The sequence below is a fragment of the Rufibacter latericius genome (assembly GCF_003721515.1).
Lineage (GTDB): Bacteria > Bacteroidota > Bacteroidia > Cytophagales > Hymenobacteraceae > Nibribacter > Nibribacter latericius.
This window is the reverse complement of record NZ_RJJD01000004.1, coordinates 120,813-137,485: the sequence shown is the minus strand read 5'-3', so window position 1 is coordinate 137,485 and position 16,673 is coordinate 120,813. Positions and strand designations below refer to the sequence as shown.

The following is a 16,673-nucleotide window of genomic DNA, read 5'->3' as shown; positions in this document are numbered from 1 at the left end:
TCATGAAAAGAGCCCGGAAGCAAATTGTTTCCGGGCTCTTTTCATGAAATCAAGTTTGAAGTGAGTTATTGCAGTTTGACTTCTTTATTGCCTTCGTTCACGCCTTTCAAGAAGGTGATGAGGCCTTTCATGTAGGTTTGCTGGTCATCGTAGAAAGCCATGTGGCTGCCTTTGGGGCAATACAGGTAAGAACCGTTCTGCACCTGCGTGGCCATCCACTCCATGTGTTTCGGGTCCATGGTGTCAAACTCAGCACCAACAGACAAGGTAGGCACGGTAATGTTCTTCAGGTCGGCTTTGCGGTCCCACTTCTCCAGTTTCCCGGAAATTCCGAACTCGCTGGGGCCTTGCATGGTCACGTAAAACGACTGGTTCATTTTTGCGAACGAGCGGTTCACGGGCTCAGGCCATTCTTCCAGGGGCAGGCGCAACACGTGCTTGGCGTAGAAGTGCGGCATGAGCAACTCCATGTACTTGGGGTTCTGGTAATCTTTGCGGGCTTCAATATCGCGTACTTGTGCCAGCACCTGCGGATCCATCTGTTTGGCTAGCACTTCATCGGCGTACTTGCCGTAGTCAATGGCGCTGGACATCATGTTAGAGATAATAAGGCCTTTCATGTTCTGCTGGTACTTTAAGGCGTACTCCATGGCCAAGATGCCTCCCCAGGAATGGCCTAACAGAAAGAAGTTCTCGGGTCCCAAATTCAAGGTTTTGCGTACTTGCTCCACTTCTTCCACATAGCGGGCCAAATCCCACATTGTAGTGTCTTTGGGATTGTCTGAGTTGCCGCAGCCTAGTTGGTCATAGTAGATAAACTCAATGCCCTCGGCGGGCAGGAAGTTCTCCAGGCACTCAAAGTACTCGTGCGTGGCGCCGGGACCTCCGTTGAGCAACAGCAGCTTCATCTTGGGGTTGTTGCCTACGCGTTTGGTCCAGACGTTGAAGGTACCTTTAGCGGTTTGGATGGGTACCATCTGCACGCCGCCATCCTGCACGCCTTGCTCGGCAGGGGCGAAGTATTCGCTGGGTGAAGCAGTAACTGTTTCAGGGCTGTTTTTCTGATTTGAGCAGGAAAACAGAAGGCTCAACACCAGCAGGCAGGCGCCTTGGAGAAGTTTGTTCATAGGTTTATTTCCTTAAAGTTATTTATCTGAGCGAAAATCAGCTAATGGCTTTTATGGCTTTGGCAGTGCTTTTCTAGTCTCCCGTAATACTTACTTGCCAGGATTGGAAACACCCTCCACCGTTCCATGGATGGCGTTCAACAAGCCGTTGGAGGGGGAATCCTGAGCCAGTTGCCAGAACATGATGCCACCCAAGTTATGGGTTTTCACATAATTCACCTTGAGGGTCATGGAGCGGGGGTCATCATACGTCACGAAAAGTCCTTGCGCTTCATTGTACAGGTAAGGCGCCTGGGCTTGCTCGTCCCAATGGTAGGTGTAGCCCTGTTGCTGAGAGAGAAGCGTGGGGAAGTCTTTGAAGGCTTCGGCAGTTTTGAATTTCCCCATTTGGTAAAGGCCGTTGTTCACATTAGGCACTTGTTCCCAAATTCGGCCGTAAAACGCAGCGCCTATGATGACCTTTTCTGAAGGCACGCCTTTCTTCAAAAGGTACTGCACGGCGTTGTCGGTGGACTCAGGCTGTTGCGGGGTGGAATACAGGGCGGTGTGGTGACCTGTTTTAGTTGAACCGCCGTTGACTAAATCATAGGTCATCAGGTTCACGTAATCCACTTTTTTCATCACCTTCTTCCAGTCAATTGCTTCGTCCAGGAACTTCTGGAATCCGCCGGCGGCGAAACTGATAATGGCCTTCTTGCCCAGGCTGCGGCGCAGTTCCTGCACCAGGGAAGTGAAGTTGTCTTTGTCTTCTGGCGCAAACTTGTGGCCGGGGAAACCTTCTACCACCGGATATTCCCAGTCCAGGTCAATGCCGTCGGCCCCAAAGTACTGGTTCATTTTCTTGACCGAGGCGGCAAACTCTTTCCGGCCGACGGAGGTGGAAAATACATCTGAGCAGGTTTCGCAACCGCCCCATCCGCCTAAAGACACCAACACTTTCAGCTGCGGATTTTTCTGCTTGAGCAATACCATCTTCTGGAGCACGGCAGAATCTGAGGGGTTACGTAGCTTCAGTTTGTTTCCGTCCAGCAGCCCGAAGGAGTAGATAATGTGCGTCAGTTGCTGGGCGTTGTAGGTATCTAGTTGCGCGGCATCTCCGGCGAAATACGCGATGATAGCGGGGCGCTGCGAAGTTGCTTTCTGCGCTGCTACCGTGAATGAAAGGAAGGCAAGAAGCAGAAAGATTCTGGTAGATTTTATCATAAGGGATGGGAGGAAAAATTCGGTTTGTTTTAAGCTCCTTTAGCGGAAACTAACTCAAAAATGCATACCACATCTGTTTCTGACCTTCTTTTCAGAAAACCGGCCTGAATCAATTTTCCGGTAGAGCGTAGTTTCAGGAAGTAATTTGGGGCTTTCAAAAGTACTCCTGCTTTAAGGTCGTTTTGGGTAAAACAGCCTTAAAGCAGGAGTACGGTTTATGACAGCAATGTTAGAGTTCTTCTAGTTACCCAATGCGGTGTTGGCGGCTTTCAGCAAGGACTTAGACTGGTCTGGAGTATCGCTTTCCAGGCTCCACATCATCAGGCCGCCCAATCCCTGGTCTTTCACAAACTGGGCTTTCTGTTGAATGACGGGGTGTCCGTCATAGTAGATGCCGTCATCCACGTTCAGCATATTTTTGGTGTGCGCCATTGGGTCTTTCAGCAGGATGTCTCTAAAGCTTTCATAGGTGGTGTATTGCCATAGATTACCCCAACCTACCTGCGTACCGTCTTTGGGCATTTTGTAATGCAGACCGAATGCCGGAATACCCAGTACAATCTTTTCTTTCGGCATCCCGAAGTTCACCCACGTATTCACCAGGTCTGTCGCCGCCCAGTAAGGAGAATGGGCCGTTGGCGCCAAATCCTCATAACGGTAGGGCTGAATGTTCACCCAATCGATTTCCGGAACCTTCGCGATGGCGCTCAACACGCCGGTGGTCCAGCCGCCGGGTACCGAGGCGGTGTAGAAGAATTTCCCGTTCGGTCCGGGAGGTAATGCCGCCGGAATGGCCTTGAAAAACTGCTCTACTTTGGAAACCGGCTCTAAAACGCCTTCGGAGGTGTTGTTGAGGTACACATTGATGCCGTCAAAGCCATTGTTGGAAGCAAACTTCATGATGGTGGCAATGGCCGTGGCCTGTTTGGCCGGGTCTTTCACCACGTTGAAGAAGCCGTAATCGGCGTATAAGCCGCCGCCGTTTAAGGTCACCATGTTGCCGGTTACGTCCAGCAACACGTACACGCCTGCGTTATGCGCCGCTTTGATGATGAGCGGAATGTTCAGGTTTTCTAAGGTAGTGTCTACCAACGAGGCTTGACCAGCCACTTCCCCTACCACGGCCGAGGAAATCACCAAGTGCGTCAGGTTGGCGAAGTTGACGTCATTGATGGAACCGTTCTGCGTCAGGAAACCTACCATTTTCTTGTTGTAGGTTTTCGGCACGAAAGGCTTGATGACAATCACCCCGGCCTCTCTGGAATTGGTAACGCCATTGCGGGTGGCCTCAAACTTAAGGGTATAGTCCTTCGCCTCCGGGAAAAGGTACTTGAACCGTAGTCCGGTGCCTACTTCTACCCCGTCTACAAACCATTTGAAAGTAGCGCCCTCGGCGGGCGACACCTGCAAGTCAATGATAAGTGAATCTGATATATCGGTGGTATAAGTGTTGGCCGTGGACCACCCAAAAATGCGGGGTACTGCCGTGCTTTCAAAAACCGGGTTTTCATCATCCTCCACCTCACAGTTGGTCAGAAAGAAAAGGCAGAGAAAACAGCCTAGAATTAGATTTATATAATTTTTCATCATTATCTGGTTAAATTCTTGTTTAAGCCTCTATTATTTATCCCACCAAACGCGAGCAGTCCAAACATCGCCACCGGTGATTCTGCCTGCGGCTTCTTTCACGTTGGCTTCGTTCAACAGATACTCATTTACCGGGTACTGCATTCTTCTAGGTATTTGACCACCCGATTGGTTTACACCGGGGTCGCGGTTGCGGTAAGCCAGGTTGGGCAGCCCGGTTCTTCTCCAGTTGGCGTATCCTTCCTGCGGGTTCAAGGCAAAATTGATCCAGAGTTGGGTATTGATTTGTTCCAGTTCCTGGCCGGGCAGTAAGGGGTTAGCTGCTTTAAAGGCATTGATGGTGGCCTGCGGTACTTCAGGGGCTTTGTACACCGTCATTTGCTTCACACCTGCTTCTAATGCCTTGTTGAAATGGTCTTGCGCTGTTCCACCAGAGTTCCAGCCTCTGACAGCGGCCTCTGCTCTCCATAACTCCACCTCGGCGTAGCTCATGATGATATAAGGAGCGTCAATGGCCGAAATGTATTTGGATGGCTGCAAAACCTGTAAGATGCGGGGAACCTCAGTAGCCTGTCCGTTTACATCTACGCTGATGGCGGGGCCGGTTCCTTCATAAGAAAAGGTACTAGGCGGCAGCGACATGGCGGTATAGCTACCTAACTTGCCACGTACCTGGTCGGTGATTTCGGTGCGGTTTTCGTCTTTCAGGTAAGAAGCCCCAAAGATTCTTAGTCTTGGGTCAGAGGTGTCTTCCAGGTATTTGGCAAAGGTATTCACCATCCGGAAGGCGCTCTCAGAAGGTGATACTGCCATCAACACGTAGGAAACCCCGTTTCCACCGAACACATCGCCCCCGAAAGGCACGTTGATGTGCTGCATCACGGCCATGTCACTGTTGCTTTCCATCACACCGGCGGCAATAGCAGCCTCTGCTTCTTCTTTGGCTTTGGCGGGTTCCACTTTCACCAGGCGCATGGCTAAGCGAAGGCGTAAGGAGTTCCCAAACTTTATCCACTTGTTCACATCACCGTTGAAGTAGAAGTCCTGTGTAACCGGGTCTCCGGCGGGGTTCAAGGCCTTGGTGGCGGCATCCAGCTCTTTGAAGAAGTCATAGTAGATATCGCGCTGGGCGTCATACTTAGGCGTCAATACTCCTTCATGATACCCTTTTCCGGCTTCAAAGTAAGGGATGTCTCCGTACAAGTCGGTTAACCGGGAGAAGATGTACACCTTCATAATCCGGGAAACGGCGTTGATGTTCACCCGAGCCGGGTCACCGTTTGTGCGGGCCACCATATCGGCTATGTTCTTCACTTCTCTAGGATATTGGGTATCCCAAAGGGCGCTCATGTACCCGTCGTTTTTCTGGCCTTTTCCGCCAAACTCAGTAGTAGCATATTCGCCCGTCCACTGCTGCATCCAGTCGCCGCCGTAAATGAAGCCGTTCCGCCATTGCTCATACATGCCACCAGACAGCTGTAACTGAATGGTAGGCAGCATGAGGTTAGGGTCCATTTGCGTGGACTTGGTTGGGTTCTGGTTCATCTCCTCGAAATTGTCGCAACTGCCCAAAGACAGGAGAAGCAAACCGCTCAGCAAAAGCCTTATTTTCTTATATATTGATTTCATACTATGTGATGTAAATGCTAGAATCTGATTGATAAATTAGCCCCAAAGCTTCTTCTGGACGGGATAGAACCGTATTCCAAGCCCTGACCGTTACCGTTGTTGTAGCTGGACTCCGGGTCTATGTTAGGCAGGTTGCTGTACAAGATGAACAGGTTTCTACCCACGAAAGAGATAGACGCCGCCTGAATAGGTAATCTACCGAACAAGGTTTTAGGAAGGGTGTACCCAATGGTCAACTCTCTGAGTTTGGCATAGGTAGCGTCATAGATAAACGGCTCCGGTGAATTAGACAGGAACTGAGCCCAATAACTCTGCGGATTCACATAAGTGGTGTTGGGTTGATAGTTAGGAGCTTCTGTGGTGCCTACGTTCACCACGCCTTTGCCCACATACCCGCCGGTTGGCGTCCATTCAGCTGGGCTTGCGCCAGCGGCTAATCTGGCTTCTTCTGAGGCATACCATCCGGCACGGCCTTCCAGGGTGTTTTCAGAGGTACCGTTGGTATGGGCAATGGCACTGCTCATGGAGTACACATCGGCGCCTGATTTGATATCTACCAAGGCGCTCAATCTGAATCCTTTAAAGGTCAGCACATTGGTGATACCCGAGGTCCAGTCATAGGTTCCTTTGCCTAATACCTCCTGCTCCGTACCGAACACCGGTAAACCGGCGGCGTTGTGCACCACATTTCCTTCTGGGTCGCGCATCAGTTTCTTGCCTACAATTGTCCCGAAGGTTTCCCCTTCCTGCGCCATGATGGCGGCTCCGGCCCAGCGGGCATTGGCAAGGGTGTACTCTTTTACCTGCTCATGCAAGCTCACTACCTGGTTCACATTGCGAGCAAAGTTCACGATCGCATCCCAGGAGAAAGTAGGGGTAGAAACCACACCACCTCTCAGCATAAGCTCCACTCCCTTGTTCGTGATTTCACCGGCATTGATGATAGCGGTATTATAGCCACTGCTAGACGGAATTATCAAAGGAAGAATCTGGTCAGTGGTTTTCTTGCTGTAATAGGTTAAATCCAGTTGCACTCTGTTCTCCAGGAACCGGAGATCGGTCCCGAATTCATAAGTGAAGGTCTGGGTTGGCTTAAGCGACAGGTTGGGAACACTGGTATTGGAAATCTCGCCCAGCGGTTTGCCCAACAGGGAAAAGTTCTTCAAGCCGTACGTTAAGCTTAACTGGTAAGGATCTGTGTCACCACCTACTTCAGCTACGGAAGCCCGCAGTTTACCGAAAGAAAGAATAGGGCTTCTATCCAATAGGTTCGTGAACACGAAACTTCCGGAAAGGGACGGGTAGAAGTAGGAGTTATTGCCTTTGCTCAGGGTAGAAGACCAGTCATTCCGGGCGGTTACGTCTAGAAAGTAAGTGTCTTTGTAGCCGGTCTGGACGGTTCCATACAGAGAGTTGATCTGTTTCCGGAACAAGCCATAATCATTGCTCTGGGTGGTAAAGTTGGTAATGGCCTGAATGCCTTCCAGTACAATACCAGAACCGGTGCTCATCTGGTTTTCGGCTCGGCGGTGCATGATGTTACCACCCGCAAACGCCGTAACATAGAAGTCATCGGTGAACTGTTTGTCAAACTTCAGGAGGGCTTCGTAGTTTTTCTCCGCCAAGTGATTGCTTTGCTCCTGCAGGGCACCGGTCTCCCACAGCGGAGTTCCTTTAGGCGAGAAGTTGGTATAGCGGAAATTATAGAAATCAGTACCGCCGCGTAGTTGCAGCCCTAGCCAACTTGTGAAGTCATAGTTCATCTGCAGATAGCCAATTACCCGGTTCCGTCTGGAGGTATTGGACATCTCGTTGATGGACCAGTAAGGGTTGATGCGGTAGGTGTTCCCGTTCCAGTCCTGATAGCGGCCGAACTCATCTTTATAGCCTTGAGAAAGCCAGCGCTGGTCAAAGTTAGGGGCAATCCCGATGATGGCCAGGCCCACGTTGTTGGGGTTATCTGACAAAGCCGGTCTGTTATCAACCTTTTCAGTGATGTAGTTCACCTTCCCGTTGATGGTGATTTTAGAGCCCAACTTCATGGTGCTGTTGATCAGGAAGGTATTGCGGGCCATACCGGTCTTGGGCACGATGTCTTTGTTGTGCATGTCAGAAACAGAGACCCTAACGGAGGCATTCTCTGTTCCGCCGGTAAAAGCCAACGTGTTGGTAAAGGTTGACCCCGTTCGGAAAAAGCTCAGGATGTTGTCATTCACCAAAGAATAGGGTTTGGTCTCCCCGTTGTAGATCTGCAGTCTCAGGTTTGGGTCTAGCTGAGGCCCCCACGCTGATTGGGTATTGTTGGCGTTGGGCTCTATAGGCAATAAGCCGTCCCGGCCTTGGCCGTATACTTTCTGGTAATCATCAAACTTAGACAACACCCTTTCAGCGGTATAATTGCTGGTGTACTCTACGCCAATCCCTTTTTGGTTGGCCCCTGATTTAGTAGTAATCATGATAACGCCGTTGGAAGCCCGAGAGCCATACAACGCAGCCGCAGCTCCGCCCTTCAACACCGATACTGATTCAATATCATCGGGATTAAGGCTTGACAAACCGTCACCCAGGTCATACCCGCCCCACTGTCCGGCACCGCCAGCGGTGGTATTGTCCATGGGCACGCCGTCAATGATATACAGAGGCTGGTTGTTGCCACTTAACTCTGAGTTCCCTCTAATGATTACCCTTGAGGATCCGGATGGACCTGCCGTAGGGGTAGAGATATCCACCCCGGCCACTTTGCCGGAAAGGGAGTTGATCACGTTGATTTCTTTGGCGGTGGCCAATTCGCTGCCTCCTACCTGTGAAATAGAGTAACCCAACGCCTTCGCATCTCTTTTAATACCAAGCGCCGTTACCACTACTTCAGACAGGGCGGTCACGTCTGGCGCTAACGTAACGTTGATGTTGGTCTGGGTACCCACCGTTACTTCCTGCGGAACATAGCCAATAAAGGAAAACACCAGCACACTACCCACCGGGGCCGGAATGCTGAAGCGGCCACTGGCATCTGTGGCAGTGGCGGTAGAAGTCCCTTTGAGCAGGACTGTTGCCCCGGGAATGGGCGAATTATCTTCAGAAGACACCAACTGGCCAGTGATGACGTTCGTTTGCGCTTCTGCCCGGTAAAAGACAACAGTCAGCATCATTAGCAGGACTGTTATCCATTTCTTAGGAAAAGTAAAAGTTTTGTTCATACATAGAGAGTTTTTACAAGATGGAAGGGGGTGAGAAAAGGAGCTACTAAGATTCTAATATAATTTAAAATGCAGCCATTCAGAAAGAAATGGACGAATACATTTTACCGGCTCTACCCAAAGAGAAGAATAGAACCAATTCAAGAATACTATTGAAATAAATTCATTCAAACCTGCCAGAACAGTAGCAATTTGGCAATCTCATCAGATGGTTACTCTATCAGGTATTTATTGGAAAACACCTGATCATCTGCTTTTACCCGGATAAGATACATGCCTTGAGAAAGGCCTGGCAGTTCTATTCTATCCTGCCGTTGTTTATTCTTGAAGGTCTTGTCAAATACCTTCGCCCCCTTCATGTCCCTGATCTCCACTTTTATCTTGTTTGTGGCGGCTGGGAAAGCCAGGTATCCTATGGCAGGTAGTTTGGTAGGGTTTGGGTAAATATGCACCTTAATCGCCTCAGCATCCTGAGGGCCAGAACCCGTGACTTTTCTTAAAACCTGATGGATGGTGTTGAGCAAGGAATAGTTTCCGGTCGCGTCCTGGGCCAGTTGCCAGATCATGATTCCGCCGTACTGCTGCTCCACTACATATTCGGTTTTAGCCTTGATGGTAGGGATGCCGTTGTAATAGATGGTGTTTCCTACCTGATCCTGGTTTTCTGAACCCGGATAGCGTTTGATGATTTCCCCAAAACCCATGCCCTGGTTAAAATCGGCCCCGAAACCGTAGCCATAAAAAGGCACCCCTAACACGGCTTTCTCTTTCGGGAGCCCGCGGCCTATCCAATTATCCAGACAGGCTTTGGCAAACTCAAAGGAAGAATGCTGTCCCGGACGATTAGGAGCCCACGGGCCAGTTTCGTCATAGGCCATGATATTGATGAAATCGAAATACTGGAAGGTATCGCTGGTCACGGAATCACCGCCGTTGGTATGCGCCAGCGCCGCCGTCACCAACTTGCCCTGTGGCTTGAGAACGGCAGAGAGATCAGCAATGAACTTGCCGTAATCGCTGTTAATGGAAGATCCTTCCAGGTCTACATCTATCCCGTCCAGGTTATGTGATGTTAGATACGCCGCTATCTTGCGCACGAAATCCGCCCGTTTGGCATCACTGATCAAATCAAAGTAAACCGCATACATGCTGGGGTTGGAAGAAATCATCCCGCCTCCTATGGATACCAGTACTTTCACCTTTTTGGCGTGCGCCAGCTGTATCAAGGTATTGTTTGAGGCCGTGAAACTCAGGTTACCGGCAGCATCTGTATTCTCGAAGGCAATATTGATGTGGGTTAACTTGTCGTAGTCAATATTTCTGGCGATGGAATTGTAGTCTAACCAGTTGGGCAGGTACGCCACCACTTTGTTTTGCGCCTGGGCCTGCCAAGCGAGAAAAAAGAAGAAGAAAAACAGCTTCACTGCTCTCAATAACTTATCCATCTGCTGTTTATCTTATAAGGTTAGGGGATGTATAAAAACTAAAGCTACTGTTTTCTGGCATCACAGTAAAAACAAACGGACGTTTTTCAGTACAAAAACATGACGAGGCAGATCAGGTAGATTCTGATTTTACCCCAGCCCCTACTTGTGCTATTGTTTTAGCGTCGTTTTTGCGAAATCAACTACAAAACAGAGATCATCTCAACAGACCTATTAAGACAACTTCAGGGATTAACGGGTGTAGCACACTGCCGCCTGATGAAAGTTTATTATTAGACTGAGCCCTGCTGATCACTCGGTACTGGGCACCAAAGATTTTATATAAAACTGAAGACAAAGATGATCTTGACTTTCTATCCTTCTCCTTTCAAGAAATCACATTCTGGATAGTGGACCACGCCTTCGAAGCTGGCAATCTACCTATTCTGCCAAAGTTGTGGCTTAGAAGCAAAACCGCCCTCCTTCCCTATTTCCGGCCTAAAAACTAAAAGAAGGCGAAAAACTGACAGCCAGATTAGGGGTAAAGAGATTTCTCTGTGTCTATACTTCTGAAAATGCCTAAAAGCGCCTGACGATCTTCCTACTTAGCGAGAAGTTACTTGCCTTTGTTCGACGCCTGAAGCTATGATGCCAAACCAATTCTATTACAAAAAACCAGACCTATACTTTTAGCTTCTAATTCTTTAGTCAATATAAAATTTAATCAATATACAAACTAACCCCAGTTTTATGAAGAAGATCCATCTTTTGCTCTTATTAGTAGCCACTTCTGGCAGTCTTTGTTTTACCTCCTGCTCAAGCGATGACGATGGAGAAGATCCGGCTGAGGACCCCTGTGGTTTAAAAGATGAAACTGAGGCTTTTGAAAAAGCAGTAGATGCCTATTATAAAGATCAAAGCAAGGCAAATTGCCAAGCCTACAAAAAGGCGACGGTAGACTACCTAGAGGCCGCCAGAGAATGTGATATTCTAGATGCAGAAACCCGGGAGGAATTAGAAGAGACGTTAGTAGCCGTGACTTCAGACCTGGACTGCGACGAATAAGCCCTTCAGCTATTGTTTTCTCACCAAAGGCAAGACTCCATTCACCTTTTATCTGAATACGAAAAGAGCCCAGAAACTTACGTTTCCGGGCTCTTTTCATAATATCAGGCGCTAAACGGACTAGTCCATCAGCTTTTTGTAGCGGATACGCTTCGGTTCTACGTCACCCAAGCGTTTCTTTTTGGCTTCTTCGTAGTCTGAGAAGTTTCCTTCAAACCAAACTACCTGCGAGTCGCCTTCGAAGGCCAGGATGTGGGTGGCGATTCTGTCCAGGAACCAGCGGTCGTGGCTGATTACCACGGCGCAACCAGCGAAGTTCTCCAGGGCGTCTTCCAGGGCACGGATGGCGTTTACGTCCAGGTCGTTGGTAGGCTCATCTAAGAGCAGCAGGTTGGCGCCTTGCTTCAGGGTCATGGCCAGGTGCACGCGGTTACGCTCTCCCCCAGACAGCACGCCTACCTTCTTCTCCTGGTCACCGCCGGTGAAGTTGAACTTGCTCACGTAAGCGCGGGCGTTCACTTGGCGGCCGGCCAACAGCATGGTCTCAGTACCACCGGAGATGGTTTCGAACACAGACTTGTTCGGGTCCAGGCTTTCGTGCTGCTGGTCTACGTAGGCGGTTTCCACGGTTGGTCCCACGGTGATGTTTCCGGCATCGGCGGCTTCGCGGCCGGTGATGAGGCGGAACAAGGTAGACTTACCCGCACCGTTCGGCCCTATAATTCCCACGATTCCGGCAGGCGGCAAGTTGAACGTCAAGTCTTCAAACAGGAGCTTGTCCCCGAAGGCTTTGGTCAGTCCCTCGGCTTCAATTACCACGTTACCTAAGCGCGGGCCGTCTGGAATGAAGAGCTCCAGTTTCTGCTCTTTCTCTTTGGCTTCCTCGGAGGCCATTTTCTCGTAGTTGCCTAAACGCGCTTTAGACTTGGCCTGACGCGCTTTCGGGCTCATGCGGGCCCACTCTAATTCACGCTGTAAGGTCTTCTGGCGCTTGCTTTCGGTTTTCTCTTCTTTGGCTAAACGCTCGGCTTTCTGCTCCAGCCAGCTGGTGTAATTGCCTTTCCACGGAATACCTTCGCCACGGTCCAGTTCCAGAATCCATCCGGCAACTTTGTCCAGGAAGTAACGGTCGTGGGTTACGGCAATCACGGTGCCTTTGTATTGCTGCAAATGTTGCTCCAGCCACAGCACAGACTCAGCGTCTAAGTGGTTGGTAGGCTCATCCAGCAATAACACATCGGGCTCTTGCAATAAGAGGCGACACAGGGCTACGCGGCGTTTCTCACCCCCGGAGAGGTTGCCTACTACGGCGTCTCCCGGAGGGGTCCGCAGGGCATCCATGGCGCGCTCCAGTTTGCTGTCCAGGTCCCAGGCACCCAGGTGGTCCAGTTTCTCCTGCACTTCGCCTTGGCGGGCCATCAGTTTGTCAAAATCAGCGTTTTCATCCGCGAAGGCTTCGTTGATTTCTTCGAATTCCTTTAAGAGGGCCACGGTCTCGGCGGCGCCTTCCTGCACAATTTCCATTACGGTTTTGGAAGGGTCCAGCTGCGGCTCCTGCTCCAGGTACCCAACAGAGTAGCCCGGGGAGAAAGCCACCTCGCCCTGGAACTGCTTGTCTACGCCGGCAATCACTTTCAGGAGAGAGGATTTACCAGAGCCGTTGAGACCCAACACGCCAATTTTGGCGCCGTAGAAAAAGGAGAGATAGATGTTCTTAAGAACTTGTTTCTGCGGGGGGTAAATTTTATTCACCCCCGCCATGGAGAAGATGATGGTTTCGTTGCTCATGAATAGTAGTTAGATTCAGGTTCGTTCCTCGGCAGGAATCGTTTTGGCGGTGTTTTCTTTAAACCAGGCCCAAACCGAAACAGATAACCTTGTGCCCGGAAATCAGTATGCAAACTAACGCCAGGTTTCGATTATTTTCTGCCAATGGGTACAAATATCGTAAATTTTGGCACGGCGGGGTTATGATAATTGGCGTTAATTCATAAACTTGTACCAAAATAGACTCTAAATTTTACAGTTAATTATCCAGTTGATGGAAACCAAAGATTTGTCTGAGGAGGCCCATAAGTACGGCTACATTGAGGGTAACCAAGTGTGGTTGAAGCCATTTATGCACTTTCCGGCTCGCCAGGTAGGCGATGTAAAGGAGGTCCCCGAAGAATCATTGCAATACTTCGCAAACCGTTTCGAGAACTTCAAACAGAAGGTAGAAAGCCTGCTGGAGAAGATAGAAACCTCTGAAAACAAGGGATCTTTCCTGATGAAGGTTCTGCACCTGAAGGAGCAGATTGAGAAGTATGACGCCATCGGCGATTTTGCCTCTTTGCACCAGCGCCTCTCCGCGGCCGAGGAAGAAATAAAGGAAGCCATCTCCAAGAACCGCGATAAGAACCTGGCTACCAAAATCACGCTCATCCAACAGGCTGAGGCCCTGCAAACCAGCATTGACTGGCAGGAAACCACCGATAAGTTGAAGGAACTGCGCCAGAACTGGATCAAAACCGGTCCGGTAGACAAGTCTTTGACCGAGGAACTGGAAGAGCGCTTTAAGGCAGCCGTGGAGGTGTTCTTCACCCGCAAGAAGGAATTCTTCCAGGACAAAAAGGACATGCTCTCCCGCACGGTAGACAAGTACAAGGCCTTGATTGCGCAGTCTGAGTCTGTGAAGAATTCTGAGGAGTGGGAAGAAACCAGCAAGAAGCTCAAGGACCTGCAGAACCAGTGGAAAGAGATTGGCGGCACCTTGCCCCGCAAGATGTCCAATGATCTCTGGAACAGCTTCAGGGCGGCCAACAACCACTTCTTTGAGCGCCTCAAAAAGCACATCAACAGCCAGAAGACTGAGTCTAAGGACAAGTACATGGAAGACAACCTGGAGAAAAAACGCTCTCTGGTTGCCCAAGCCGAAGCCCTTTTAGACGAACCCGTGCAGCAGGCCGTACCTAAAGCCAAGGAACTGCAAGCCGCCTGGAAAAAAGTGGGCCCGGTGAAGCAGGAAGAATCTGATGCCGTTTGGGAAAGCTTCCTGGTGGCGTGCGACAAGATATTTGAATTGAGCAGCCTGGAGCACTTCATGCGCAAGCGCCCGTTGCCCGAAGGCAAAAATTCAGACAACGATCAACTGCACGCCCGCATCAACGCCCTGCGCGATTTCATCAAATATGACAAGCAGGAACTGGAAGTACTTGAAACCAATTTGGGTAGATTAAATCCAAATCCGGGGAATGAGGCCTTTAGAGCCATGCTGGAAGGAAAGATCAAGAACTTCAACCGGAAAATCCGCACTAAAAACGAATTAATAGAGCTTTTGCGCAAAAAGTATGGCGTACAAAGCAACAAAATTGCCTAAGTCCTTCGTAAGCCGTTAGAAATAGTCCAAAATCTAACGGCTTACTCTATGAAAAAATATTTTCTACTACTTTCCCTTTCTCTTTCTTTCCTGGCTCAGGCCCAGAACATCAAAGGACCCTATGTTGGGGTCACTACACAATTCCAAAATACCTGGATCATCAACGACGAGCAGTACGAGGATGTGAACTACAAACATCGGTTTACGACCAAATGGGCGCCATTTGGCTTTGTAGCAGGTTATAAATTCAACGAGAACCACAACGTACAGGCCGAGATCTACCGTTCGCACCAAGGCGAGAAATTTGACCTGATGGACCAAAGCGGCAACAAAGCCGGCGAGAAAGAAATTGACCTGGTGTATTGGAATATTCCGTTACTCTTTAAGTACACCACAGAGGGCACTCTCCGCTTCAACTTCCAGGTGGGACCTCAGTTGGGCATTCTACAGAAAGGCACTGAACGGAACACTTTCTCCCGCACCGCTTCCTATCAAGTGAAAGCCAATACTTTCTCGGTGGAGAGAGGAAACTACCTTCTGGCCAGCACTGAGGATAGTGACCGCAATAACTCTGGTGTGGGCGAGTTCAACCAATATGACCTGGGCGTGCTGTTAGGCCTGGGCGCAGAGTACAGCCTTAAAGACAACCTCATTCTCACGGCCAATCTGCGCTACGGGTACAACTTCGTGAACATCCGCAAGGAAGAGCACATTGAAGATTACCGCCGCGACACCGACTATTATGTGCTGCGCCAGAACATGGTAGCCGGCATTCAGTTGGGCATCAATTACCTCTTCAACACCGGCGACGGCACCAGCAGCGCGCGTCACGAGTAAAAAATAAGACCTGAACTAAACATTTTGCAGGAATGCCCGTTGTGTTTTAGCAATTGCAAGCGTTCAGCACTAAGAAGAAAAATTTGAATTGTCAAACTAAATCTTATTTTTGCGGCTCGTTTACCTCTGCAACTTGTTTGTATAGCTATACTTTAAAAGCGAATTTACTATGTATTGGACACTTGAACTTGCCTCTTATTTGGAAGATGCGCCTTGGCCAGCTACCAAAGATGAATTGATTGACTATTCTATCCGCTCTGGCGCACCTATGGAAGTGGTAGAAAACCTACAGGCTTTGGAAGACGATGGTCAGCCTTATGAGAGCATTGAAGAAGTTTGGCCGGACTATCCTACCAAAGAAGATTTCATGTTCAACGAAGACGAGTACTAGTATTCAATTAGAAATTCTGAATTATAAATTGGAAGTGGGCGCAAGCCTTCTCTGATGGTCTAATTTTTAATTTCTAATTTCTAATCTGACTTGAGCGTCTTAGAAATAAAAGAACTGGTTGCGGGATACGACGAGCGCGTACTTCTCCGCAACCTTTCTTTTTTGGTGCCGGAACCAGCGTTTGTGGCAATCATTGGCCATAACGGCAGCGGCAAATCCACGTTACTGAAAACCTTGACCGGGCAGGTTCCTTACCAAGGCCAGATTCTCCTGCAAGGCAAAGCCCTGGTCTCACGCGCCGGAGCTCTCGCCCGCTCCCTCTCCTACCTTCCGCAGAAAAACAACGTGTCCTTTCCCATCAAGGTGCGCGAACTGGTGGTCATGGGCTTGTTCCGGCAGAAGCGTTTACTGGAGCACTACACCTCCACTGACTACGCTCGCGCCGAAGCCATGCTGGAGCGTTTGCACATCTCGCACCTAACCCAGCGCATCTTCACCGACTTATCTGGGGGAGAGCAGCAACTGGTCTGGCTCGCCCAACTGATGCTCCAGGACGCACCCATCGTCCTACTGGATGAACCTACCCAGCAACTAGACGTGTACCACAAGAAAAGAGTCTTTGATTTGATGGCCGGTTGGGTGCAGGAAGAACAAAAAACTGTGCTCTGCATTACCCATGACCTGTTGAACCTCCTGCCTCTACAAGGATACTTGCTGAATATCTCTCAAACCAGTCCTACTCTGGAAAGACTTTCGCCGGAGACGGTGCTCGCACACCAGCGGTTCCTGGAGGAAAAAGCCTCCGCAATAGTTCCCTCTAAACCTGGCCTTTCCCTTCGATAAAGTAAAGGAGGC

General features: G+C 49.7%; 12 protein-coding genes. 5 read left to right on the top strand and 7 right to left on the bottom strand.

The window, feature by feature from the left end; all coding sequences use genetic code 11:
- Positions 1-65 precede the first annotated feature (65 nt).
- The 6 genes from EFB08_RS08540 to EFB08_RS08515 all read right to left on the bottom strand — a co-directional run bounded on the left by EFB08_RS08540 (position 66) and on the right by EFB08_RS08515 (position 10,188).
- Positions 66-1,127 (bottom strand): proline iminopeptidase-family hydrolase, encoded by a 1,062-nt coding sequence (locus tag EFB08_RS08540; RefSeq protein ID WP_123126530.1) that lies wholly within the window; start codon positions 1,125-1,127, stop codon positions 66-68.
- Positions 1,128-1,217: 90 nt separating this feature from the next.
- A complete protein-coding gene (locus EFB08_RS08535; RefSeq protein ID WP_123126529.1) occupies positions 1,218-2,330 on the bottom strand; it encodes a glycoside hydrolase family 18 protein in 1,113 nt (370 codons plus the stop codon).
- Positions 2,331-2,570: 240 nt separating this feature from the next.
- Complete coding sequence (locus EFB08_RS08530; RefSeq protein WP_165864838.1) at positions 2,571-3,917, bottom strand: glycosyl hydrolase family 18 protein; 1,347 nt, start codon at positions 3,915-3,917, stop codon at positions 2,571-2,573.
- A 33-nt stretch (positions 3,918-3,950) separates the two neighbouring features.
- The gene (locus EFB08_RS08525; RefSeq protein ID WP_123126527.1) at positions 3,951-5,546 is read right to left on the bottom strand and encodes a SusD/RagB family nutrient-binding outer membrane lipoprotein; all 1,596 of its coding nucleotides are present in this window, start codon (positions 5,544-5,546) and stop codon (positions 3,951-3,953) included.
- 17 nt (positions 5,547-5,563) lie between these two features.
- Positions 5,564-8,695 (bottom strand): SusC/RagA family TonB-linked outer membrane protein, encoded by a 3,132-nt coding sequence (locus tag EFB08_RS08520; RefSeq protein WP_227006266.1) that lies wholly within the window; start codon positions 8,693-8,695, stop codon positions 5,564-5,566.
- A gap of 260 nt (positions 8,696-8,955) precedes the next feature.
- Complete coding sequence (locus tag EFB08_RS08515; RefSeq protein WP_123126526.1) at positions 8,956-10,188, bottom strand: glycosyl hydrolase family 18 protein; 1,233 nt, start codon at positions 10,186-10,188, stop codon at positions 8,956-8,958.
- A 729-nt stretch (positions 10,189-10,917) separates the two neighbouring features.
- Here EFB08_RS08515 and EFB08_RS08510 point away from each other — a divergent pair.
- Positions 10,918-11,232, top strand: coding sequence for a hypothetical protein (locus EFB08_RS08510; RefSeq protein WP_123126525.1), 315 nt, complete (start codon positions 10,918-10,920; stop codon positions 11,230-11,232).
- A 120-nt stretch (positions 11,233-11,352) separates the two neighbouring features.
- Here EFB08_RS08510 and ettA read toward each other — a convergent pair whose 3' ends face one another.
- On the bottom strand, positions 11,353-13,020 hold the full coding sequence (gene ettA, locus EFB08_RS08505) for an energy-dependent translational throttle protein EttA (RefSeq protein WP_123126524.1): 1,668 nt from the start codon (positions 13,018-13,020) through the stop codon (positions 11,353-11,355).
- 253 nt (positions 13,021-13,273) lie between these two features.
- Between ettA and EFB08_RS08500 the strand changes: the two genes are divergently transcribed.
- The 4 genes from EFB08_RS08500 (at position 13,274) to EFB08_RS08485 (ending at position 16,661) form a co-directional block, all read left to right on the top strand.
- The gene (locus EFB08_RS08500) at positions 13,274-14,590 is read left to right on the top strand and encodes a DUF349 domain-containing protein (protein ID WP_123126523.1); all 1,317 of its coding nucleotides are present in this window, start codon (positions 13,274-13,276) and stop codon (positions 14,588-14,590) included.
- Positions 14,591-14,638: 48 nt separating this feature from the next.
- Entirely contained in the window at positions 14,639-15,427 is a 789-nt protein-coding gene (locus EFB08_RS08495; protein WP_123126522.1) for an outer membrane beta-barrel protein, read from the top strand.
- Positions 15,428-15,596: 169 nt separating this feature from the next.
- Entirely contained in the window at positions 15,597-15,818 is a 222-nt protein-coding gene (locus EFB08_RS08490) for a DUF2795 domain-containing protein (RefSeq protein WP_022821757.1), read from the top strand.
- 90 nt (positions 15,819-15,908) lie between these two features.
- Positions 15,909-16,661 (top strand): ABC transporter ATP-binding protein, encoded by a 753-nt coding sequence (locus EFB08_RS08485; RefSeq protein WP_123126521.1) that lies wholly within the window; start codon positions 15,909-15,911, stop codon positions 16,659-16,661.
- Positions 16,662-16,673 lie beyond the last annotated feature (12 nt).

Bases quoted from the DNA above. Each gene is read 5' to 3' on its own strand.
- EFB08_RS08540 (WP_123126530.1), bottom strand. From the start codon at position 1,127: ATGAACAAACTTCTCCAAGGCGCCTGCCTGCTGGTGTTGAGCCTTCTG.
- EFB08_RS08535 (WP_123126529.1), bottom strand. From the start codon at position 2,330: ATGATAAAATCTACCAGAATCTTTCTGCTTCTTGCCTTCCTTTCATTC.
- EFB08_RS08530 (WP_165864838.1), bottom strand. From the start codon at position 3,917: ATGAAAAATTATATAAATCTAATTCTAGGCTGTTTTCTCTGCCTTTTC.
- EFB08_RS08525 (WP_123126527.1), bottom strand. From the start codon at position 5,546: ATGAAATCAATATATAAGAAAATAAGGCTTTTGCTGAGCGGTTTGCTT.
- EFB08_RS08520 (WP_227006266.1), bottom strand. From the start codon at position 8,695: ATGATGCTGACTGTTGTCTTTTACCGGGCAGAAGCGCAAACGAACGTC.
- EFB08_RS08515 (WP_123126526.1), bottom strand. From the start codon at position 10,188: ATGGATAAGTTATTGAGAGCAGTGAAGCTGTTTTTCTTCTTCTTTTTT.
- EFB08_RS08510 (WP_123126525.1), top strand. From the start codon at position 10,918: ATGAAGAAGATCCATCTTTTGCTCTTATTAGTAGCCACTTCTGGCAGT.
- ettA (WP_123126524.1), bottom strand. From the start codon at position 13,020: ATGAGCAACGAAACCATCATCTTCTCCATGGCGGGGGTGAATAAAATT.
- EFB08_RS08500 (WP_123126523.1), top strand. From the start codon at position 13,274: ATGGAAACCAAAGATTTGTCTGAGGAGGCCCATAAGTACGGCTACATT.
- EFB08_RS08495 (WP_123126522.1), top strand. From the start codon at position 14,639: ATGAAAAAATATTTTCTACTACTTTCCCTTTCTCTTTCTTTCCTGGCT.
- EFB08_RS08490 (WP_022821757.1), top strand. From the start codon at position 15,597: ATGTATTGGACACTTGAACTTGCCTCTTATTTGGAAGATGCGCCTTGG.